At 64.9% G+C, this 26,283-nt stretch carries 2 protein-coding genes; both read left to right on the forward strand.

Annotated elements, in window-relative coordinates:
* Window positions 1-433: 433 nt before the first annotated feature.
* Window positions 434-8,479 carry a non-ribosomal peptide synthetase gene (locus LK459_RS16035; protein WP_227919515.1) on the forward strand — a complete coding sequence of 2,682 codons (8,046 nt, stop codon included), beginning with the start codon at window positions 434-436 and terminating at the stop codon, window positions 8,477-8,479.
* Window positions 8,476-26,283 carry a non-ribosomal peptide synthetase gene (locus LK459_RS16040; protein WP_227919516.1) on the forward strand — a complete coding sequence of 5,936 codons (17,808 nt, stop codon included), beginning with the start codon at window positions 8,476-8,478 and terminating at the stop codon, window positions 26,281-26,283. Before LK459_RS16035 ends, LK459_RS16040 begins: the two co-directional genes overlap by 4 nt.

Genomic DNA, 26,283 nt, shown 5'->3' on the forward strand with positions numbered 1-26,283 from the left:
TCTCCAACCAGTGTGTTTACGTACTGGTAAACCGCTGTGGTCGGAATTGTCGGGCATGTGAGAGGTGCACGTCCGCCCTCGGAAAGCTCACTGTATGTTTGGATTTGGCTGATTTTTGAGGAATACGCCGATACACGTCTGTTGGAGCCGAATCTCAATGATCGGCTTCGTGTAACAGTCTTGCATCCGATTTCTATAGTCCCAGAGGTGACCGTTACGAATGCGTTGGACTTGTTCGGTTCCACAATTACCTCTCGGTAGTGTGGGGTTCCTGTCGTATAAACAAGGTATTTTTTCGACGGCCATCTCAGGTGTGGCCTGCTGCTGCCAGTCTCGATGTCAGGGTGGTATCGAGAATCGACAATGCGGACACACGGTGGAGTGATGCCGCGCGATGACGAGAGGGCGGGTGCAGTGAGCGAGGAGGTGTGCGATGGCAGACGACGCCCAGAACGGTGACGGTCTGATCCCGTTGGAACTCACAGCCGCCCAACGTGGCATGTGGTTCGCGGAGAACCTGTCCCAGGGCTACAGCGTCAACATCGCCCAATTCCTCGACATCCGAGACGTCGACAAACCACTCGACACGTCATTGTTCGTCCGAGTGGCAGCGGAAACAGGCCACGATCTGGAGCTCGCGTTCACCCGCATCGTCGATGTCGACGGCATCCCCCGTCAGATTGTCGACCAGTCGATCGAGAACAGTGTTCGTCTGCTCGACCTGCGGCACGAATCCGACCCCGAGTTCGCCGCACGACAATGGATGAATGCCGACTACCAGAGTGAGACGAATCTGCTGGAGGATCGACTGGTCGAGTCGGCGCTGATACGGGTCGCCGACGACCGTCATCTCTGGTACCTGCGTGCGCATCACATCGCACTCGACGGGTACGCCGCGCTCACGGCGGTCAGAGAGGTCCTCGAGCGCTACAACGCGGAGCTGCGCGGGTTGGAGCATCGCTCGCCTGTCGGAGCATCGTTGGCGGAGATCGTTGCCGACGACCAGAAGTACCAGATGAGCTCACGTCGTGAGTCGGACCGCGCGCACTGGGCGGAGACCGTGCAAGACCTGCCCGAGCGCGTGACCCTGGCGCGTCGCGCTGCCACCGTGGCACTCGTCCCGCAGAACCTCGTCGCCGGTCGGCAGCTCACTGCGGAAGAGCAGGACGTACTCGATCAGACCGCGCGGGCGACGAGTTCGTCGGCCGCGGTACTGCTGACCGCCGCGTTCTCGGCATACCTCGCGCGAGCGGCGACAACTGACGATGTGGTGCTCAGCCTGCCCGTCACCGGTAGGGCGACAGCAAAGATCAAGCGTGGCAGCGGCATGCTCGCCAACATGCTGCCGGTGCGGGCACGTGACGTGTCGCGCTCGTCGATGCGTGGGCTGATCGAGCAGATGCAACGCGAACTCACCGGAGCTCTACGTCATCAGCGGTACCGATTCGAGGACATCCGGACCGATGCCGGCCTCGCGGACACCAATACCGCGTCGTTCGGCCCGATCGTCAACCTGATGTTCTTCGACCAGCCGATCGAGATCGAGGGCGCCGAGGTCGATTACCGCATTCTGTCGTCGGGAATTCTCGAGGACCTGCGGCTCAACATCTACCAGGCGAGCCCGGGGGCTCCCGTGACGATCGACCTGCACGGCAATCCGAACCTCTACGACCAGTCAGAGCTGCAGACCCATCACGACCGGTTCCTCACGTTCCTCTTCCGAGCATTCGACGCTCCCGACACCGCGATCGCCGATGTGGACCTGCTCATGCCCGGCGAGCTGGAGGGCATCTCGGCGTTGGGAATCGGCCCGCAGGTCGACAGCGCCGACGGCCACCTGCTCGATGAGTTCGTCGCGTGCGCCGAGGCGTCGCCGGACGCTGCTGCGGCAGTGTTCGAGGACGACACCTGGAGCTACGGCGAACTCGACGACGCCCGGAAGCGCTGGTCTGCACGTCTGTGGGCGGACGGTGTCCGTCCGGGTGATCGCGTGGTCGTCGCACTGGACCGGAGCATCGACCAGGTCGCGGCGCTGTACGCGATTCTGACGCTCGGCGCCGCGTACGTTCCGGTCGATCCCCATCAACCCGCTGAGCGTCGTGCCCTGATCGTCGACGCCGTAAAGGCCTCAGTCGTCGTCGATGACGCCTATCGGACGGCCGAATCGCCGACGTCGGCAACATCGTGGCCCGGCGGACTGGCCGGGGGAGGGGCCGCACCCGCATATGTCATCTTCACCTCGGGGTCGACCGGGACCCCCAAAGGTGTGCAGGTATCGCATCTGGCGGTCCGAAACCGGCTGGCGTGGATGCAGGACATGTATCCGATCGACCGGACCGATGCCGTCCTCTACAAGACTCCCTACACGTTCGATGTGTCCGTGTGGGAACTGTTGTGGCCCCTCATGTACGGCGCACGGATGGTCATCACCAGGCCCGACGGCCATCGCGACCCCGACCACCTCCGACGGCTGATCACCGCAACCGGAGTGACGGTCGTCCACTTCGTTCCTTCGATGCTCGACGTGTACACCGAGGTCGTGGCAGCGGAAGGCCATGACACGGTGCTTCCCGATTCCGTCAGATATGTGTTCACCTCGGGTGAGGCGCTGGCGGCGGTGCTGGCCCTTCGGCTGCTCGAAGGCTCATCGGCGAGGCTGATCAACCTTTACGGCCCGACAGAGGCGGCGGTCGACGTCACCGCGCACGAGGTGAGTGCTGCCGACTCTGTCGTTCCGATCGGTCGTGCCGTGGCGAACACCGATGTCTTCGTACTGGATTCGCGACTGCGTCCCGTGCCGGTCGGCGTGTGTGGCGAGCTGTACCTGTCGGGTCGGCAGCTCGCCGACGGATACCTGAACCGACCGGCGCTGACAGCGGAACGCTTCGTTGCGAATCCGATGCGTGGTGAGGGCGCGAGGATGTATCGCACCGGAGATCTGGTGCGCTGGTCCTCGGACGGCGAACTCGAGTATCTCGGGCGTAGTGATTTCCAGATCAAGATCCGGGGACAGCGTGTGGAACTCGGAGAAGTGGAAGCGGTCCTCGGTGACGCTCCCGGTGTCGATGCTGCAGCCGTGGTGGCCCGCACGGATCTAGGTCCTGCGCCGGTTCTCGTGGCCTACGTGCGCGGACAGGGGGGATCTGTCGTCGACGAGTCCACCGCGCTCGCGTGGTGTCGTCGCAACCTGCCGTCACACATGGTGCCGCAGCACGTCGTCGTACTCGAGCAGTTTCCCACGAATGCGTCGGGCAAACTCGATCGTAAAGCGCTGCCCGAGCCCACTCGAGGGTCGGAAACCGTGTACGTCGCTCCGCGGACGACGGTCGAACGCGCCCTGGCAGACGCGGCGGCATCGATACTCGGCATCGAACGGGTTGGACTGCGCGACAACCTGTTCTCGTTGGGCGCCGACTCGTTGAGTGCGGCGCGGTTGGTGTCTCGTGTGAAAACCGAATACGGAGTCGAGATCGGCCTTGCAGATCTCTTCGGTGCCAGCGATGTGGGCGAGGTTGCCGACAGGGCGCGGGCCGTCGATTCGGCGCGACCTCGCCTGATCCGGGTCGCCGACAGGCCTTCCGTGGTTCCGTTGTCGCCGTTACAGACCCGTCTGTGGTTCATCAATCGGATGGATCCGACGGCGGCGACGTACAACATGGCAGGTGCCATCCGGCTTGCCGACGGTCTCGACGAGGAAGCTCTGCGCGGTGCGTTGTTCGACATCGTGGAACGTCACGAGTCCCTCAGGACGTGCTTCCCCATGATCTCCGGGGAACCGGCACAGCAGATCCTCGCACCCAGCGATCCTCGTTGCCCGACCCTGCAGGAGGTCGCCGGACCCGCTGATGCCGACTTCGACACCACGGCTGTTCTGACCGACCTCGTCAGTCGCGGTTTCGACCTCGTGACCGAGGTTCCCCTCAGGGTGTCGTTCGTACGCGACGGTGATGCGGTCGTCGTCGTGATCGTCCTGCACCACATCGCCGGTGACGGGTTCTCGCTCACGCCGTTGATCAGGGACCTGCTCAGTGCGTACCGACGCCGTCACGAAGGTGTGCGGCACGCCCCCGCGCCGCCGCCGCTCGCAGTACAGTACGCCGACTACACACTGTGGAATCTGGAAATCCTCGGTAGCGCAGAACATCCCACCGATGACGTTTTGGCAGGGTTACGGTTCTGGCGGCATGAGCTGGCGGGAGTTCCCGACGTGTTCCCGCTGCCGACCGACCGTCCCCGGCCGCCGGTGGCGAGTGGGCGCGGCGGCTATGTCGACGTCGTCATCGACGGGGATACGGCCCGGCGAGTACGGAATCTGGCAGCAGCGCACGCGGTCACGCCGTTCACCGTCCTTCACGCAGCCCTGTCGATCGTCTTGTCGAGGTGGTCAGGACATTCGGACGTGCCGATCGGCACCGCCACTGCCGGCCGTGACGAGCCGGAGTTGGCCGACCTGGTTGGAATGTTCGTGAACACCGTCGTGCTGCGTACGCAGGTCGAGCCCGACAACACGGTCGCAGAGCTGCTCGCACAGGCCCATTCGGTGCTCACCAGGGCGACGGCTCACGCCGACATACCGTTCGACCGGATCGTCGAGGACCTCACGTCCTCGCGGACGGCCTCACACACGCCGTTGTTCCAGGTGGCGTTCACGATGTATCCGGGCCAGGCGACGACCCTCGACGCGTTGCTGCCCGGAGCGCAGCTCGTGTCGACACGCATTCCCGCGGCAAAGTTCGATCTCTCGGTGTCCGTTACCGATCGGGTGGCCGACAGCGAAGTCGGACGCGCCGGCTATGACGTCGAAATCTCCTATGCCACAGATATTTTCGATGAAAGCACCGTTTCCGATCTCGGACAGCACCTGGTCACTGTGCTGAAGCAGATGGTATCCGATCCCGAGCAACCAGTCGGAGCTGTCGACCTGGTCCATGTGCCGGTGGTCGGCGACCACGCCGCCGACTCGGCGACGCTGCCGGAGCCTGCGACGCTTGCCGAACTCCTGACTTCTGCCATGGCGTCCGCCAATCCGGATGCACTTGCGATCAGCGCCGACGGCGAGACCACCTGGGCCAGTATGGCCGCTCAGGTGAGTCAGCTCGCCTGTGAACTGTCCGAGCGGGGCGTGGGTGCGGGTTCGGTTGTGGCCACTGCCATCCCGCGTTCGAGGTACTCCGTGCTCGCCACACTCGCGGTGGCCGTTGCCGGTGCCGCGTTCGTCAGTATCGACCCCGCGCACCCCCCGGCCCGACGTACAGAGATACTCGCAGACAGCGGAGCGCAGCTGGGTCTCGGCGTAGCGTCTGTGGCCAATTCGCTGCCCCTGGGGGTCGAATGGCTCATTCTCGACGACCCCGCGACGGAACTGAGGGTCGCAGGGCACAGCTCGATCCTCCCGAGGCCCGAACGCCCGGCCGACGATGCGCCGCTGGACGAGTTGGCCTATCTGATCTACACCTCCGGTTCCACCGGAAAGCCCAAGGCCGCGGCCGTGACCCATCGAGGTCTTGCCAACATGATGGCCAACCAGCGGCGCATCCTCGGCCTGGACCAGACCTCCCGGGTCCTGCATGTTGCGTCGTCGAGTTTCGACGCGTCGGTGTTCGAGATCCTGATGTCGGTCGGCTGCGGCGGCACTCTGGTCGTCAGCCCCGCAGGGGTGTTCGGTGGGGCAGAACTCGAGGAGTTGATCGAGCGTGAGGAAGTCACTCACGCTGTCATGACCCCGTCGTCACTGGCGACGATCGACGCGCAACACGTCCCTTCCCTCGCCACGGTGATCAGCGTTGGTGAAGCGTGCCCGGAAGAGTTGGCGCGCAGGTGGCGGGCGGCGGGTCGTCGCTTCTTCAACCTCTACGGGCCGACAGAAGCCACGATCTGGGCCACCGCGGCCGGTCCGCTCGGCGACGACGAGCCGGTGACGATCGGTACCGAGGTCGCCGGGGTCTGTGCGTACGTTCTCGACAACGCACTTCGTCCGACACCGGTAGGGGTGCCGGGCGAGTTATACCTTGCCGGAACCCAACTCGCTCGTGGCTATCACGGACGAGCGGATCTGACCTGCAGCCAGTTCGTGGCCGACCCTTTCGGATCTGGTCGACGGATGTATCGGACAGGCGATCGCGTCCTGCGCGACCGCGAGGGCAGGTTGCGCTATCTCGGGCGCATCGACTTCCAGCTCAAGATTCGCGGACTACGCATCGAACCCGGAGAGGTCGACGATGCGCTGACCTCCCATCCCGCAGTGACCAAATCCGTCACCTTGGCCGTGCCCGGCCCGAATGGGGACGACGTCCTCGCCTCGTACGTGACCGTCGCGCCGGGGACGGGCACCGAGGTACGACCACGGGATCTCCTGTTGCATGCATCGGGGGTGCTGCCCGAGTACATGGTGCCGCGCGCCGTCACGATCGTCGACGAACTGCCACTGACGTTGGCGGGCAAGGTCGATCGTCACGCGCTGCCGCCCGTCGACTTCCATGACGACACGCCGTTCGTCGCGCCGCGCACGCAACTCGAGACACTGCTCGCCGACGTCTACGGCGAGGTTCTCGGAACACCGAGGGTCAGTGTCGTCGCCGACTTCTTCGAGATCGGCGGCAACTCGTTGTCTGCGACCAAGGTCGCCGCGCGCGTCGCTGCCGTGCTTGATCAGACGGTGCCGGTACGCGCGATTTTCGAACACCCCACTGTCTCCGATCTCGCCCGAGAGCTGTCACGTGGTCGCGCATCGAGGGCTGCGCTGCCGCTGCGACCGCGGCGACGAGCCGAGATGGTCCCGGTGTCGGAGATGCAGCGGGGATTGTGGCTGATCAACCGCGCCGACCCGGTGTCTGCGGTCTACAACATGGCGCTGGCACTCCGGCTGGAGGGCGACCTCGACGAGGCGGCACTCGACCTGGCGTTGCAGGACCTGATGCGGCGACACGAGGCGCTCCGGACCATCTATCCGATGGTCAACGGCACCCCGATACAGGTGATCATGCCCGAGGACGGTGAGTGGGTCGATGAGATCTCGCTTCGCATGGTGCCCGCGGGATCCGACCTTCCCGCCGCGATAGCCGCGGTCACAGGAAAAGGTTTCGACGTCACAGAAGAACTCCCGGTGCGGGCCGCCCTGCTGTCGGCGGGTGCGGACTCGCACGTGCTCGTCGTCGTGGTCCACCACATCAGTGCCGACGGTGCGTCGATGTCGGTGCTCGCTCGAGATCTCATGATCGCCTACAGCGCGCGACATGCAGGTCTGGAGCCCGGGTGGCGTCCGTTGGCGGTGCAGTACGCGGATTACAGCATGTGGCAGACCGACCGGCTGGCCGCGGAATCCGGCGACGTGCGTGAGCGCGATCGGCAGCTCGACTACTGGAAGAACCGCCTCGAGGGGATTCCGGACCTGTTGGAGTTACCCACGGACAGGTCGCGTCCCAAGAACCAGAGCTTCATCGGCGGCGCGATCGATTTCGAGATCCCGGCCGATCTGTCCGATGACCTCGAAAGCGTTGCCCATCAACGCCATTCGACCATGTTCATGGTCACTCAAGCGGCCTTCGCCGTTCTCTTGAGCAGGCTCAGCGGGCGCAACGACATCGTCATCGGAAGTCCCTTCGCCGGCCGTGGTGAGGAGGGTCTCGACAGTGTGGTCGGGATGTTCGTCAACACGTTGGCGCTGCGTACCACCATCGATGCGGGTGAGTCGTTCGCGGACCTTCTGAGCCGGGTCCGCCGCGACGACCTCGCCGACATGTCGAACGCAGATGTCGCCTTCGACACCATCGCCGCGGCACTCGGCATTGCGCCGAGCCCATCGCACAACCCGGTGTTCCAGGCGATGTTCGCCTATCAGAATCTCGAGTTCCCCGCCCTGCGACTCGGCGACCTGACGGTCACCCCCCTCGATGAGGAGTTGACCTCTGCGAAGGTGGATCTGCAGCTCAGTTTGTTCCCGAGAGACCCCTCGGGTGGCTCGACGACCGGAAGTGTCCGAGGTCAACTGCTCTATGCGACCGACCTGTTCGATCGAGCGACCGTCGAGCGCTTCGCGCAGCGCTACCTTGCCGTGCTCCGATCGATCGTCCGCGACATAGACACCCCGGTCGCTGACCTCTCGATCCGACTGCCCGACGAACTCGACACAGTCACTGCCGATTCCGCCGAGTCCACGTCGATCACCATTTCCGAATCGGTGATAAGGGCGGCGCTGCGTGCTCCGGACGGCGTCGCAGTCGGAGAAGGTTCAGGGGCGATCAACTTCTCCGATCTTGATGCCATGGTCGAGGTGATGGCCGCATCGACGCCGGACCGTGATTCGGCGCTCACGATCGCTTTGATGACGTTGGTTCCAGATCTGGCTTCGGGTGGCGCTGAGCGTCTCGACGATGTACTCACCGAACTCGAGAACAATGCCGCACAGGTCATCGACGAGCAGGAAAGAATCTCGGACTCAGGCGATTCCGCCGATGTCGTGAATCGGGAGGGCAGCGCGTGACAGACATCGGATCGGACGTGTCGGTATCCAGCTCATCGGTATGGGGAACGCGTCCACCGACGGTCGACCTCGTTGCTCTCGCAGCGGCCACTGTGCCCGATGCCGTCGCCTTTCGCGGCGCACAGGGCGACGTCGTTTTCGCCGCGCTGAACGACCGTGTCGCGCCGACCGCATCCGTGTTCAGCGCTCGTGGCATGGAGCCCGATGCCGCGCTGAGCGCAATCGTCACGACCATGCTCCCGCGCGAACTGCTGACACCGGCCGATGTCGCGCGAGTCACCGCCGAGACCGTCGACACGATCCGTTCAGCTGCCGAAGAGGTCTTGGGATCGAGTGACTGGCAATCACTGCCGGGCATCTTCAGGTCGGCTGCCCTCCGATTCGCCGGGCGGATTGCCGTCAAAGACGAAACCGGGGCGTCGCTGACCTATCGAGAACTCGATGGTCGATCCGACGACGTTGCGCGCGCTCTTTACGCCCGCGGTATCGGTGCGGGCGATGTCGTCGGCTTGGCCACCCCGCGTACCGTCGACGTGATCGTCGCGATACTCGGAATCCTCAAAGCGGGTGCAGCGTATTTGCCGCTCGACGTCTCACATCCCGCTGATCGTCTGTCCTACATCGTCGACACCGCACGTCCGAGTCTTCTGCTCAGTGACGCCGAAGGGTGCGCGGCACTGTCGTATCTCGGCATTCCGGGTTGCACCACGGAGGATCTGGTCGCGACTGCCGACGGCTCGGACAGCCCGCCGGTCGCCGTGGACCAACGCTGTGCGGCGTACATGATCTTCACGTCGGGTTCGACGGGGCGTCCCAAGGGCGTGGTGGTCGAGCAGCGCAGCGTTGTCTCGCTGATGAGAGCAGCGCAGAAACGCTACGGTTTCGACGAGACCGATGTGTGGACGATGTTCCACTCGTACGCGTTCGATGTCTCTGTGTTCGAGATGTGGGGCGCGCTGCTGTTCGGTGGACGACTGGTGGTCCTCGACTATCTGACCACCCGCAGTCCCGGCGAGTTCGCACGGCTGCTGCACGCCGAAGCGGCGAGCGTCGTCTCACAGACGCCCTCCGCGTTCTATCAACTGGCCGCTGCGGTTCGGCCGGGAGCCGAGCACACTCTCTCCCCGAGCGTCCGGTACATGGTGTTCGCCGGTGAGGCACTGGACTTCGCGCAGGTCCGACGGTGGTACGCCGATCGCGAGGCTGTGGCCGGCTCACCCGGGCCGACCCTAGTCAACATGTACGGGATCACCGAGACAACCGTGCATTCGACCTTTCGCGCGCTCGATCCCGTATTCGTGACGACCGCACACGGCTCTGATGTCGGACAAGCGTTGCCGGAGTTGACGATTCACCTTCTCGATGAGCGTCTACGGCGGGTGCCGGACGGCGTGCCGGGTGAGATCTATGTATCGGGAACCCAGGTCACACGCGGATATCTCGACCAACCGGCGCTGACCTCCGCACGATTCGTCGCGGACCCGTTCGCCGGAGACGCGCGGCGTATGTATCGAAGCGGCGACATAGGTATCTTCCGCGACGGCACACTGGAGTATCTCGGTCGGTCGGATGCCCAGATCAAGTTGCGCGGCTTCAGAATCGAGCAGGGTGAGGTCGAGGCCGCAATGCTGTCGGCCGCGGGCGTTGCCGCCGCTGCGGTGGCCGTCCGTGCGAACTCGGTCGGAACCGAGCTGCTGGTGGGTTACGTGGTCGCCGCTGCCGGGACAGTTGTCGATCCGGCAGCGGTGCGCGAGGCGGTGGGCACCAAGGTGCCGGGCTACATGGTGCCGGACGTGGTCATGGTGCTCGACGAACTCCCGCTCACGGTCAACGGCAAGTTGGATCGCCGTGCATTGCCCGCTCCGGTCGTCGAGTCCTCCGTCGAGTACGTGGCCCCTGAGACCGAGGTCGAACAGACACTGTCGTCGATCGTTGCCGATGTGCTCGGACTCGATCGCATCGGTGTCACCGAATCGATCTTCGATCTCGGGGCCAATTCATTGTCGGCTGCCCGGATCGTCGGTCGTGTGTGCGAGGAACTGGAAGTCGACTTCAATCTGCGCGATCTCTTCGATGCCCCCACCATCCGCGAGATCGCAGGAGTCATCGGGGGACTCGACGCCGCGCTGCCCCCGCTGACAGCGGCGTCGCCCCGGCCTGAGCGGCTCCCGCTGTCTTTCGCGCAACGTCGCATCTGGTTCATCAACCGGTTCTCCGACGGTGCGGACGGGTACGTCATTCCCGCTGTGATGCACCTGTCAGGTGATGTGGACATCGTTGCACTGCGCGCGGCGCTTGCCGATGTCGTCGCTCGACACGAGGTTCTGCGCACCACATATCCAGAGATCGACGGTGTGCCGTTCGCGAGCGTCTCCCCGGTCGAGGAGATCGCGGGCCGCCTCGATTGGGCGACGGTCGACTCGGCCGCGGACCTGGACACGCTGGCATTCGACGAGTTCGATCTCAGCGCGCAGTGGCCGATCCGCGCACGGGTCTGTGCAACGGGAACAGGAGAATACGACTTCGCTCTCGTGTTGCACCACATTGCCGCCGACGGCGAATCGCTGGCGCCACTGTTCGCCGATCTGGGTGCCTACTACGCCCACCATGCCGCGCAGACGCCGATCTCATTACCGTCGTTGGAGATCCAGTTCGCAGACTTCGCGATCTGGCAGCACCGCGCTCTCGGCTCGACCGAGCACGCTGGTTCCGTTGTCGCAGAACAGCTGTCGTATTGGACCGCGAGGCTGGGCGGCCTGCCTGACGTCCTGGGGCTCCCGACCGACAGACAGCGTCCAGCGGTCGCGTCGCACCGCGGTGGTCGAGTCGAATTTTCGATCCCGGCGTCACTTGGTGAGCGCGTCCTCGAGGCCGCGAATTCGTCGGGGGCGACTCCGTTCATGGTGCTCCACGGTGCTCTCGCGGTTCTCCTCGCGCGCCTGAGCGCCAGCACCGACATCGCCATCGCGACACCGATCGCAGGTCGCGGCCGCCGAGCCCTCGACCCGCTCGTCGGGATGTTCGTCAACACGCTCGTGCTCCGTACCGAGATCGATCCGGGTATGTCGTTCGAGACGCTGCTGCAGCGTATCCGAGAGATCGACCTCGACGCGTTCGCCCACTCTGACGTCCCGTTCGAAGAAGTCGTCGAGGCGTTGTCGCCAACGCGCTCAGCTGCATTCGCCTCGTTGGCCCAGGTCATGCTGTCCTTCGATCCGGCGGCCTCGGCGCGGAGGACCGCACTCCGCGTCGCAGGAATCGAGCTGAGTCCCCGCGAGCCGCAAGATGCTCCGGAGCAGCTCGACCTCACGATCACCGTCTCGTCCGCCGACCCCGGTCACGACTGGTGGGGCGCCGTCAGCTACGCGACCGATCTCTTCGAAGCCGACACGGTGACTGCGTTCGCGCAGCGACTGATCCTGCTACTCGATGAGTTGCTGGCTGAACCGGATCGGCCGGTCGGCGACATGGCGTTGATCACGCCGAGAGAAGCCGAGGCCATTGTCCGCGCGGGTTCTGGTGAGCTCTGTGCCGTTCCGCCGCACACGGTTGCCGATCTCGTCGCCCGACAGGTGCGACGCGAGCCCGATCGCATCGCTCTGCGCTTCGGTGATCGTGAGGTGGACTTCCGTGAGTTCGGCGCCCGCACGGAATCACTTGCCCGCGAACTCATCGCGCGAGGGGTCGGTCCCGAGGTCGCGGTGGGTGTGTGCATCGAACGATCAGTGGAGATGGTCGTGGCGATACACGCGATCGTCGCCGCAGGCGGGGCGTACGTCCCGATCGACACGCAGGCGCCCTCCGAGAGGGTCGAGTACATGCTCCGCACCGCCGGTGCCCGACTGCTGCTGATCGGACGCGGTGACGAGCCCGCTGCAATCGAGGGGATCGAGGTCGACCGACTCCGGGTCTCGTGCGATTCGCAGGCCCCGGCGCTCGCCGAACCGATTTCGCAGCGCGAACGCAACGGTTTGCTCCTGGCGGACAACACGATCTACACGATGTTCACGTCCGGGTCGACCGGACGACCGAAGGGCGTTTCGGTCACACACGGCGCAATGGTGTCTCATCTCGCATATACCGACCACGTCTATGGACGCGCGGGCGTCGACCGGATTCTGTGCAAGACGACATACACGTTCGACGCTTCTGTGTGGGAACTGTTCTGGGCGCCGACCACATCGGCGACAATGGTCATCGCGCGTCCTGGCGGACATCGTGACATCGACTACCTCGTCGAGCTGATACGTGCCGAGGGCATTCATGTCGTCGAGGCAGTACCTGCGGTCTGGTCCGCGATCTTCGACGACGCCCAGCTGGTGTCGGAGCTGCAGTCGTCCGACCTACGTCTGCTCGTCACCGGTGGTGAGGCGCTGACTCCGGCGCTGGCCGCCCAGATCCGGTCCTCGCTGCCCGACGTGCACGTGATCAACCAGTACGGGCCAACCGAGGCGACGAACTACGTTCTGGATGCCGATATCTCGACGATCGATCGTCTCTCTGTCGGCTCACCTGTCTACAACACCACGGTCGCGATTCTCGACAGTCGACTGAACCTCGTTCCCGCCGGTGTGATCGGTGAGTTGTACGTCGGCGGTGCCCAACTGGCCCGGGGCTACGTCAACCGGCCCGACCTCACCGCCGATCGATTCGTGGCCGATCCCTTCGGGCCCGCCGGCGCGCGGATGTACCGCACCGGCGACCTGGTCCGGCGATTGCCGACCGGCGACATCGATTACGTCGGTCGCGTCGATTTCCAGGTCAAGATTCGTGGCCAGCGCATCGAACTGGGGGAGATCGACGGTGTGCTCGCTGCTGCACCCGGTGTGTCGCAGGCCGCAGCACAGGTCCGCACCGGACCTGCGGGCCAGCAGGTTCTCGTCGGATACCTCTGTGGCGACGATGTCGACGTCGACAGGGTGCGCGACCACTGTGCGCGCAATCTCCTCGACTTCATGGTTCCCGATCACTGGACCGTCGTGGACGAGATGCCACTCGGTAGTGCTGGGAAAGTCGATCGGCGCGCGTTGCCCGAGCCCGACTTCTCGGTCGATGAAAGTGCCTACCGTGCCCCGGAGTCCAGGACTGAGATGACGATCGTGGGCGTAATCGAGGATGTGCTCGGCATCGAGCACCCCTCGACCGCCACCTCGTTCTTCGATCTGGGCGGCAACTCGCTCTCCGCGATGCGAGTGGTTTCCAGAATTGGTCAGCAACTCGGTGTCGACGTGTCCGTTCGCGATCTGTTCGACCACCCGACCGTCGCCGAACTGGCCGACGCGCTCAGCGGACGACACACCGGACTACCGCCGGTCGTGGCGGTCAGTCAGCGACCCGAGCGACTTCCGTTGTCCTACGCGCAGAATCGTATGTGGTTCATCAACCGCTTCGACCCGACCTCAGGGGCCTACAACATCCCTTCGGTGCTGCGTATCCGCGGCGACCTCGACGCAACCGCTCTGCGGCGTGCGGTCGGCGACGTCGTCGCTCGCCATGACATCCTGCGGACGCGGTTTCTCGCCGACGACGGCGAGCCGTTCCAGCATGTCGATCCGGTGAGTGACATCGACGCCCGTCTGGATTGGCAGGTTGTATCCGATGCCGACGACATCGCACGGTCTGCATCGGATGGATTCGATCTGCAGGAGAACTGGCCCATCCGCGGTCGACTGTGGTCACAGACGCCCAACGAGCATGTGGTGGCTCTCGTCCTCCATCACATCGCCGCAGACGGTGAGTCGATGGCGCCACTGACCAGCGACCTCATGTTGGCGTACGCGGCGCGTCGAGAAGACGACACGCCCGTCTTCGCCCCCCTGCCTGTCCAATTCGCTGATTTCGCGCTCTGGCAACGCGATGTGTTCGGCGAACCCGACGACCCCACGTCGATCAGCGCCTCGCAAATCGAATTCTGGCGAGAGGCATTGGCACAACTGCCCGACGTGATCTCGCTACCCACCGATCGGCCACGCCCGCAGGTCGCATCCAATCATGGTGCCCAACTGGATTTTTGGATCGATACCGAGGTCACGGAGGGGATCGGCCGCCTCGCGCACGAACGGGGTGTCACCCGGTTCATGGTGGTGCACGCAGCCCTCGCTGCCGTGCTGTCGAGGTTGAGCGGCGACACCGACATCGCCATCGCCACCCCGATCGCCGGTCGCGGCCAGCGGGAACTCGATCAGTTGATCGGAATGTTCGTCAACACCATCGTTTTGCGTACCCGGGTGCGCGCCGACGAAGCATGTGCAGCGCTGCTCGACCGTGTCCGAGAAGTCGACCTCGATGCATTCGCGCATGCCGATGTTCCGTTCGAGGCAGTGGTCGACGCGGTCGCACCTGTGCGCTCGGAGTCCTTCGGTCCGTTGGCCCAGGTCATGCTCGCCTTCGACGAGTCAGCGAGCATCGACGTCCTCAGTGAGCTGGCCCATCAGGCTGCGGGTCTGCAGGTCGAGGCAGTCGAACCCGACAACCTTCCCGCGAAGTACGACCTCGGGTTCACGATCAGTCCTGCCGACGATTCCCGTGGGTGGGCCGGTTCGCTCTCATACGCCACCGATCTCTTCGATCGCGCGACCGCGGCCGCGATCGTCCGACGTTTCATCGACATGCTGACCGCTGTGACACGCGACGTAGCGGCTGTGGTCGGCGATGTACCTCTGATGCGCGCGGACGAGCTGCGGGAGATGCAGCGTCGCTCGACCGGCCCGGTGGTTGCATTACCGGCGCGAACCATGGCCGATTCCCTGCAGCACACTACTCTTCGTCAGCTCGACCGAGTGGCTGTGATCAGCGGTGACCGGCAGGTGACAAAGCGTGAATTGCATTCCCGCGTCACAGGTCTCGCGCGCACTCTGATCGCTGCGGGAGTGGGCCCCGAGGTCGCCGTCGCCGTGGTCATGCCACGAGGTGTCGACCTTGTCGTCGCCGTCCATGCGGTGATCGTGGCGGGTGGCCAGTTCGTTCCCATCGACCCCGGAACGCCGGTTGCGCGCGCCGAACGCATGGCGGCCACAACCGGTGTTCGACTGATCCTCGTGTCAATAACCCTTGACGAGGTTCCTGCGTTGAGAGGTCTCGACGGCATCCCGCGCATCGAGGTCGACACGACGACCGAAGTGGATTCGGCGGTCGACCCGGTGACCGACGCGGATCGTCGTGCGCCGCTTCATGTCGACAACGCCGTCTACACCTTGTTCACCTCGGGTTCGACTGGTGAGCCCAAGGGCGTGACCGTCACCCATCGAGGACTGGGCAACCAGATGGATTGGTTGATGCGCACTTTCGAGCTCACGGCGGATGAACGGGTGCTGCTCAAGACGCCCGTCACCTTCGACGTGTCGGTTTTCGAGATACTCTTGCCGACCTTCGTCGGGGGCGCGGTCGTGACTGTGGGGGAGGCGGGCGACCTCGATCCCCGACTGCTCGCCCGGCAGATCGTCGACGCGCAGGTGACGCTGGCGTCATTCGTTCCGTCGTTGCTAGCGACGTTCTGTGACGTATTGGGCACCGACGTCACAGAACTCAGGTCGTTCCGGAACATATTCGTGGGTGGCGAGGCGCTCACTCCCGATGTCGTGCAGACGGTCTATGGCCTGCTGCCCGACGTATCGCTGTGGAACCTCTACGGTCCCGCCGAAGTGACCATCACCTCTACCCACCAGTCGCTCGCGCCGGGCGACGACAGTGCACCGATCGGCAGCCCGAATCAGAATCTGACGGCGCACGTCCTCGATGCGAGGCTCTCACCGGTACCGGTCGGAGTCGTCGGTGAACTCTACGTCGGCGGAGTCCAGGTGGCGCGGGGCTACGCCTCGGACGGACGACGCAGCGCCGAACGATTCGTGGCCGACCCGTTCGGCGCCCCGGGCGAACGGCTCTATCGCACGGGTGATCTGGTGAAGTGGAATCACGCGGGCACCCTCGACTACCTCGGTAGGGTCGACTTCCAGGTGAAGCTGCGTGGCCAAAGATTCGAACTGGGCGAGGTCGAGTCGGCCGTGCATTCTGTGCCCGGCGTCGTCCACGCCGCGGTGAGCATACATACGGATCCGCAGACGGGTGCGCAAGACGTGGTCGCCTACTATGCGCCGGCCTCGGTACCCGTCGACACAATCGAAGAAGCTGTGCGGCAGCGGCTTCCGGAGTACATGCGTCCGACCATCTGGATGCCGCTGGACGCAATCGAGCTCAACGCCAACGGCAAGGTCGACCGGCGAGCGCTCCCTCAACCGGCCCGCTTCATGGAGTCGGCACGTTACGTCGCACCTGCGTCCCCGCGGGAGCAAGCGGTGGCAGATATCGTCGCCGATGTCATCGGCGTCGCACGGATCAGCGTGACCGAATCATTCTTCTCCGCCGGTGGCAATTCGCTGTCCGCGATGCGTGTGGTGGCGCGGGTTGCCACCGTGCTCGACGTCGATGTGAGCGTTCGTGACCTGTTCGACCACCCGAGTGTGCGTGCGTTGTGCACGGCGCTCGACGGGCGCGCGCACCGTGCCGGTGCGCTCGTCGCCGGTGCGCGACCGGAGCGCATCCCGTTGTCCTCTGCGCAGCAACGGATGTGGTTCATCAACCAATTCGATACGTCGTCGAGTTCTTACAACATCCCCATGGCGCTGCGGCTGCATGGTCCGCTCGACCGCGCCGCATTACGTGCTGCGCTCATCGACGTGATCGAACGCCACGAGATCCTGCGCACGGTCTACCCGTCGGATGACGGTGGTCCGATCCAGCAGATCCTCGACATGTCCGACGTCGAACGAGTCCTGGACTGGAAGGTGGTGGATCTCTCCGAAGGAGACGCGGCCGCCGAGGCGACGCGCGATGCCGTCGGTGCAGGTTTCGATGTGAGCCAGGAACTTCCGATTCGGGTCCGGCTCGCAACGTACGGCGCCACCGCCGATGATTCGGCCGGCACCGCGGACACCACCGACCTCGTCGTGACCGTGCACCACATCGCATTCGACGGCGAATCGACCTCGGTGTTCATCCGTGACCTCCTGTCCGCCTACGCGGTACGAACCGGGGTGATCGCTGCGCCAGAACCGGCACCACAACTGCAATACGCAGACTTCGCGGTCTGGCAACGCGCGGTCGCCGGCGAGCGCATTGCACCGCAGATGGAGTACTGGCGGCGGCAACTGGCCGACCTGCCACAGGTCACCGATCTCCCCACCGACCGGCCGCGCCCAGCGGTATTCGAGGGCACGGCGGGCATGTTCCGGTCCGTCGTCGAGGATGCTCTGGCGGCAGACCTCGAAGAGTTCGCGCGAGCGCACGAACTCACCATGTTCATGGTGTGTCATGCCGCGCTGGCGATCACGGTTGCGCGGTTGGCATCGACCGAGGACGTAGTGATCGGTTCGGCGATCGCAGGGCGTTCCGACGAAGCGCTGAACGACCTGATCGGTATGTTCGTCAACACCCTCGTACTGCGCACCGCGATCGATGGCGCGGCGACGATCGCGGAGTGCGTCGCGGAACTGCGACGGGTCGACGTCGATGCATTCGCCAACGCCGACGTCCAATTCGACGACCTCGTCGACGAACTGGCACCCGAGCGCGCCACCTCGTTCGCGCCGCTGGCTCAGATCGGATTCACCTTCGTGAGTGCGGCCCGACGAGCGCACGCCGACCGCCTCGAGATCGGTGAGATCACCGCGTCTCCGCTCGACGTCGACGAGTATTCGGCCAGTCTCGATCTGTTGATGGCCGTCGCGGACCGGACGGACACGTCGCCCATGGCAGTGGAGATCACCTACGCCACGGCTTTATTCGACGAGGACACGATCGCCCGGTTCGAATGGACCTGGAAGCGCATCCTGGCTGCGATGGTCACCGCCGACGATCTCGCTGTCGGGGACATCGACATCGTCGGGGACAGCGACATCGTCGGGGACAGGGAGTCCGCGGGCGACCGACCTGATTCGGTGAATGCCGCACGCCAACGTGGGTTTTTCCCGATCCCGTTCAGCGATGGTGGCACCGAGCCGGCGCCTCTGATCGAACTGCTGTCACGACGAGAAATAGATCCCGATCTGCCCGCACTGGTCTACGCGGGGGGCTCGATGACGTATCGAGACTTCGAATCTCGAACGAACCGGATCGCACGCTCGCTGATTCGTGAGGGACTCGGTGTCGACGACGTGATCGCGCTCGGACTCGAACGGTCACCGGAGTCGGTGATGGCGGCAATCGCCGTGGCGAAGACAGGCGCCGCGTTCGTACCCGTCGACCCTCGTTACCCGACCGATCGTGTCGAGTACATGATCACCGACTCCCGCGCGCGCGTCGGTATATGCGCACCCGGGACGTTCGATACGCAGGCCGACGGGTGCCGATGGCTCGACATCACCTCTCTCGGTGAGGGTATGGACGATCGACCGCTTGCCCCGACGGAGCTCAACGGCCGTCCTCGTGCAGACAATCTGGCGTATCTGATCTACACCTCCGGGTCTACCGGTACCCCCAAAGCTGTCGCGGTCAGCCAGCGCGGGATGGCGAATCTACTCACCGCGCACGACAGCATCACCTCACCGGACGTTGGTGCACGACTGCTCCACGTGGCATCGCCGAGCTTCGACGCAGCTTTCGACGAAGTGCTCCGCGCCATCGGACACGGGCACACCCTGGTGATCGCGGGCGCGTCGGACTACGCAGGCGAAGCGCTCGCACGCGTCATCGACGAGGGTGACGTCACCGATATCGTCATCACTCCTACGGTCCTGGGCACCCTCGACCCACGGCGAGCGGGTGGACTGCGCAACATCATGACAGTCGGCGAGGCGTGTCCCGCCGATCTCGTGGCAAGTTGGGCTACCGCCGAACGCCGCGTGTTCAACCTCTACGGGCCATCGGAGACGACGATCTGGGCGACGTCGGCACGCTCTCGCCCGGAACAGGCGGTGACGATCGGCCGCCCGATTCGGGGGTTCACCGCCTACGTCCTCGACCAGCGTCTCCACCCGGTACCTCGCGGCGTCGTCGGCGAGATCTATCTAGGATCTCAAGATTCCTTGGCCCACGGTTACTTTCGCCGTCCAGGTCTGTCGGCTACCCGCTTCGTCGCAGATCCCTTCTCCGGGGTCGCCGGGGCGCGGATGTACGTGACGGGCGATATGGCCAAGGTCGATCGGCGAGGCGATCTGGTCTTCGTGGGCCGCGCAGACCATCAGGTGAAGATCAATGGACAGCGGGTCGAACTAGGGGAGATCGAGGCAGTCCTGGCCGATGTGCCTGCTGTCGGCCAGGCCGTGGTCATCGGTTCTCGAGACGACAACGGCAGAAACCGATTGGTCGCGTATGTCGTTCCAGCAGCTGGCAATACAGTCACCGAATCAGAGGTCCTGATCGCCGCCCGATCCCGACTCGCGCACCACATGGTGCCGCATCGCGTTGTGGTGATCGATGAGCTGCCCGTCACTCCCGGCGGAAAACTGGACATTCGGTCGCTACCGCAGCCGGACAGGGGCACGACCGACGACATCGTCGAGCCGCAGACAGCTGCCGAATCGGCTCTCGCACAGATCATCAGCGGACTTCTCGGCGTAGACCGGGTGGATGTCACCGAGTCGTTCTTCGCCCTCGGTGGCGACTCGATCATGTCGATCCAGCTCGCCTCGGCCGCGCGGATGGCCGGGGTGGTGCTCACCCCGCGACAGATCTTCGAACACCGCACGATCCGCGCCATGGCACGCGCCGCGGCCGAGGACCAAGACCTGTTGCCACTGCTGACCGACATGCCGTCCGACGCCCCGACCCCGCTGCCCCCCATCGTGTCGTGGATGATCGAGCACTCAACAGAAGCGCAGGACTTCGCCGACTTCAGCCAGTCGATCGTGCTGTATGCACCTCCTACGATCACGGAGAGGGTGCTCGCCGACATACTCACCGCCCTTGTCCGCACCCATCCGGAAATGTCGACACGTCTGTCGTCCGACAACGGACACTGGACGCGGGAATCGGTCGACTTCGACGGATTCGCCGCGGTGTCAACAGCATTCACGTCCGCCCGTGTGGGCACCGATGAGTTCGCAGAGGTGTTGGAGTCGGCGCACGCGGACGCGCTTGCGGACCTCGCTCCCGAACGTGGAGCGTTGGTCAGGGCTGTGCTGGTCGTCGGGGACGACGGCCCGTTGCGGCTGGTCTTCGTGGTGCATCATCTGGCGGTCGACGCCGTGTCCTGGCCGATCATCGTCGAAGACCTCGCCACTGCCTGGGCGCAACTCCATGGTGGTACGCAGATCGCACTACGGGACGAGGTGACCACACAGCGCGCATGGACGGCTGCCGTCGCAGACCAAACAGTCGACCGCGACGTCGAAGAGGATTACTGGGCCAGCAGACTGCCCGCAACGGACGACGACCGACTCCGGCTGGTAGCCGACCGTGACCGGGTCCGCACGATGCACTCCGTCACACGAAGCGTCGACGAGACGACGACCGAGGCGGTGTTGACGTTGTTGCCGAAGGCCTTCGGTGGCAACGTCAATGACGTACTGCTCGGTACACTCGCACGTGCGCTCGACGGCTGGGCTCTCGCTCGGGGCATGTCAAGAGCACCGTGGCCTGTCCTCGTGGAGGGCCACGGTCGTTACGACGACGTCCTCGAACAGGGCCCGGTCCCGCGTCGCGCCGACCTGTCGCGGACAGTGGGCTGGTTCACCAGCATCGCACCCGTTCTTGTCGAGCCGGGACCCGACGCGATTCACGCGGTCAAGGCGGCCAAGGAGGAACGCCTCGGCATGCCCGGCCGGGGTATCGGCTTCGGCGTGCTTCGCTATCAGTCGGAGTCAGCACTCGCGACACGTGCACTTCCCGCGATCGGTTTCAACTATCTCGGAGCCCGCGGAGCAGTCGCCGAGAACGCCGACTCCGCCACGGTCGACCTGATTCCCGACTCCACCGCCGCAGAGCCGCCCTCGACGGTGACGGGCGCCATGGTGGTTCCCAACGCGATCGCGGTCAATGTGAGTGTTGATCTGGGCGAGAACGGTCGCCGACTGGTGATCGACGGCGGCTATGCGTCGCACGTGGTGTCCGGAGTCGACATGGATGACCTGATGTCGCGGTGGATGTGCGAGCTCGATGATCTCGTCACGACGATCGCGGGCGGACGTGACCCCGGTTTGTCGCCGGCCGACGTGCCGGGGGTCCAGATCGATCAGTCTGAGCTGGACAAGCTCGCGCTCGACTATCCGGCTGCCGCGGTGTGGCCATCGAGTCCGCTGCAGGCCGGTCTCTATGTGGAGTCCAAGAGAGCCGTCGGCCCGCACGTCGGTGATTCGACCGACGGTGTGGACGTGTACTCGACGCAGGCGATCATCCATTTCGACGGACATGTGGACCCCACCCGCTTGCGGACGTCGGCCCGCGACCTGCTGCTCCACCACAGCGCGCTGCGATCGGGATTCGTACAGACACCGCGGGGCGCGGTGGTCGCCGTCGTACCCCCGACCGTCGAGGTGCCGTGGCGAGAGGTCGCGGTCGAACCGGGGTCGATCGAGACACAGATCGCCGATGTCGCCGCCGCGGAATCGCGCGCACCTTTCGATCTGGCCAGGCCACCACTCCTGCGAATCGTGTTGGTCAGCCGACCCGATGGCCACAGTGTGGTGATCACCAACCACCACATCCTCTTCGACGGCTGGTCGGGTCCGCTCGTGCTCGCCGACCTACTGGCCCTGTACGCAACCGGCACTCCTTACACGCCGGGTCCGTCGCCGTCCCGCCCAGACTTCGGCACCCACGTCAAAATTCTTGCGACCAAGGATGACTCGATAGGTGACCGCGCCTGGCGTACTGTGCTCGAGCGGTTGACCGAACCGACGCTGGTCGGTCAGTACCAGCACCCGACGACCGACGCGATGCCCCGGGACCACACCTTCGGACTGGGCCGCACAGCCAGCGACGCGATCGATCGGCTCGCTCGGGAGCGCGGTGTCACGGTGTCGACGATCCTCCAGTTCGCGTGGGCGGTTCTCCTGTCACGGATGACGGGAAATCAGGTGGTCGCCTTCGGTGAAACCGTGTCGGGTAGACCGGCCGACCTCGAAGGCGCCGAGGCGTTGGTGGGATTGTTCATCAACACACTTCCGGCAGTTGTCGACGTCGATCCCGAGGCAACGGTCGCCACGGTGCTCGGCAGGCTGCAGGCAGACAAGCTCACGGTGATCGACCATCAGCATCGCGGCCTCACGGAACTGACAGCGCTGACCGGTTTACCGGTGCTCTTCGACACCCTGACCGCGTACGAGTCCTATCCTGTCGACTCGGCCGGAATCGCCGACGCCGCGAGCGGTGGCCTCTCGATCTCCGGTATCGAAGCATCCGACGCCACCCACTACCCGTTGAACCTGACCGGAACGCCCACTCCCGACGGAATCGCGTTGACGCTCAAGTACCTTCCGGGCGCGTTCTCCGGCGCTCAGATCACCGTTCTCGAGGCGACGTTACGTGCGATCGTGTCCGGCATCGTCGACCGACCGGACAGCCCGGTCTGCGAGATAGACCTGGCGCCCGGGGCGCGCGGCGTCGCGCTGCACGGTGGTCCGCCTGCGGTGCCGCCGACGCCTCTCGCCGAGATCTTCAGCCGGGCGGCGCGACGCCGGCCGGAATGGATCGCGGTCACCGACGAGGACGGGAACGCGATGACCTATCGCGAACTCGACGAGGCATCCAATCGGTTGGCGCGGTGGCTCATCGCACAAGGAGCGGGCGCCGAATCCCTGATAGCGCTCGCGTTGCCGAGGTCGGTGGCATTGCTCACCGCGATCTGGGCGGTCGCGAAATCCGGTGCCGCGTATGTTCCCATCGACCCGGGTTATCCAAGCGACCGCATCGAGCTCATGCTCGAGGACTCCGGGGCGGGCGTCGGCCTGTGTACCTCGTCGAACTCTGATCTGCCCGGCGCGTCGACCGCGTGGCACGTCATCGACACTCCTGATTTCGCGGGAACGGTCGACTCCGTGAGCGCTGCCGGCGTCACCGATGCAGACCGAGGGCGACCCTTGTCACCGCTCGATCTGGCATACGTCATCTACACCTCGGGGTCGACGGGGAGGCCGAAGGGCGTTGCCGTCACCGGTTCAGGCCTGGCGAACTTCGCTGCCGAAGAGGTGCGGAGCGGCGATGCGGGGCCCGACGCTCGCGTTCTCGGGTTCGCTTCGCCGAGCTTCGACGCCTCTGTCCTCGAGTATCTTCTCGCCGCAGTCTCCGGCGGGACGCTGGTGTATCGACCGGCCACTGCGGCAGGTGGAGATGAGCTGGTGCGGTTCATCTCGGAGCAGGCGGTGAGCCACACCTTCCTCACGCCATCGGTCCTGGCAACCCTCGATCCGACGCGGTCACCGAGTCTGCAATGCGTCTTCGCGGGTGGCGAGGCAGTGGGTGGGCCGCTGAAGGACCGGTGGGCCGAGGCGGGCATACCGTTACGGAACCTGTACGGCCCGACCGAGGCGACCGTCGCCGTCGCGATCGGTGCGCCGATGGCACGCACCGAACAGGTGTCGCTGGGTACTCCTATTGCCGGGATCGATTTTCTCGTGCTCGACAGCCGGCTGCGGCCGGTACCGATGGGATTCCCCGGCGACCTGTACGTGCGTGGGACCTCTCTGGCCCGTGGCTATCTGGCGCGTCCCGCATTGACCGCAGCCGCCTTTGTCGCCGATCCGTACGGGACCGACGGCTCCCGTCTCTACCGCACCGGCGACGTGGTGCGGCTCTCGCATGAGGCGTCCGGGCACACCGTCGTCGAGTATCTGGGTCGTTCCGATGATCAGGTCAAGCTGCGCGGTCTGCGGATCGAACTCGGCGAGATCGAGTCCGTACTCGGTTCGTTCGACGACATCCGTTCGGTGGTGGTCGTGGGTGTCGGCGGGCCGCAGGCGACGTCGCTCGCCGCCTATGTGGTGACCGATGCGCCCGTGGAGATCTCGGAACTCAAGGAATTCGCGGCAGGACGGCTGCCGGGATACATGGTCCCTGATTCGATCATGGTCCTCGACGCGTTGCCGTTGACACCTGTCGGCAAGCTCGACCGACGAGCACTGCCTGAACCCGAGGTGACGACCGGCACGATCACGCTGCCCGATTCGCCACACGAACACCGTGTCGCGTCAGTGTTCGCCGAGGTTCTCGGCGTGGAGACTGTATCGGTGACCGACAGTTTCTTCGATCTCGGCGGAAACTCGTTGTCGGCGATGCGCGTCATCGCGCGGGCAGGTGAGGTGCTGGGCGTGGAGCTGTCCATCCGTGATCTCTTCGACGCGCCATCGGTACGTCAACTCGTGGCGCTGAGCCGCTTCCGCCAGCCCGCTCTCGCCGAGATCTCGGCAGTCTCGCCTCGCCCGCAACGTATTCCGCTCTCGTTCGGCCAGCAGCGAATGTGGTTCATCAACCAATTCGAGCCGGAGCAGGCGACATACAACGTGCCCATCGTCCTGCGACTGACCGGGCAGGTCGATCCCGATATACTCCTGCTGGCAGTGCGCGATGTCGTTGAGCGACAAGAGATCTTACGCACCGTGTTTCCCGCTGACGCCGACGGGGCACACCAGGTGGTTCTCGACGCCGACGACCCGAGCGCGGAGCCGGATTGGGCCGTGGTCGATTCAATCGCAGAGATCGGCTCGGCCATCCGCACCGGGTTCGACGTCACCGCTGCACCACCTTGGAGAGTGCGAGTGGTCGAGAACGCGGCAGGCGAGTGGATCCTTGCGGCGGTTCTGCACCACATCGTCGCCGACGGCGAATCCATGGCACCGCTCGTCACGGACCTCGCGGTTGCCTACGCGGCGCGCAGAGCGGGAACCGAACCCGAATTCGCACCGCTGCCGGTGCAGTTCGCGGATTTCGCGGTGTGGCAACACGCGACTCTCGGGAACCCCGCCGACGACACATCGGTAGCAGGACGGCAGCTGAGCTACTGGGCCGAACAACTCGGCGGCCTGCCCGACGTCCTCGACCTCCCCGCGGACCGACCACGTCCGGCGGTGGCATCGCATCACGGTGCTCGCGTCGACGTGGCAATTCCGGAACGTGTGGCAGAGTTGGTCCGTACTGTTGCGCGGACTCAGGGCGCTACACCGTTCATGGTGGTGCACGCAGCACTCGCAGTGGTTCTCGCGAGGTTGAGCGCGGAGGACGAGATCGCGGTGGCAACCCCCATCGCAGGTCGCGGCCAGCAATCGCTCGACGGAGTAGTCGGGATGTTCGTCAACACCCTGATCCTGCGCGCGCATGTGGAACTCGGGATGAGTTTCATCGAATTGCTCGACCAGGTGCGTACCACCGATCTCGAGGCGTACGCACACGCCGACGTTCCGTTCGAGGCAGTCGTCGAGAGGCTCAATCCGGTTCGTTCGGAATCCTTTTCGCCGCTGGCCCAGGTGATGCTCACCGTCGGGGAAGGCGATCGGGACGCTGCGTCGACGATCGGCGGACTCACGGTGGAACCGTTCGACACCGACTTCGTCCCAGCTCAGGTCGACCTCACCGTCGACATCCGTATGACGGACCAGGGACCGTGGTCGTTGGCGGTGCTCTACGCGGTCGACTTGTTCGACGCGGAACGGATGAGCGGTTTCGGGAGCCGAGTGGTGTCGGTCCTCGGTGCATTGCTTACCGAGCCCGACCTCCCTGTCGCGCGCGCCCCGTTCTTGACCGAGGAGGAACACAGCGTGGTGGGTCGTTGGTCGGACGGGGGACCGGTGTCGGAGGACAAGGCGGATTCGGGAAGCGAGCTCGGTCTCCGCGTCTCGTCGCGGCGAGTTGTCGCACAACAACTTCGGATCGATGGGTGA

The sequence above is a fragment of the Gordonia otitidis genome (assembly GCF_020735545.1).
GTDB classification, from domain to species: domain Bacteria; phylum Actinomycetota; class Actinomycetes; order Mycobacteriales; family Mycobacteriaceae; genus Gordonia; species Gordonia otitidis.

What these genes read in the sequence shown, in the direction of transcription:
- LK459_RS16035 (WP_227919515.1), top strand. Translation starts at nt 434, where the DNA reads ATGGCAGACGACGCCCAGAACGGTGACGGTCTGATCCCGTTGGAACTC.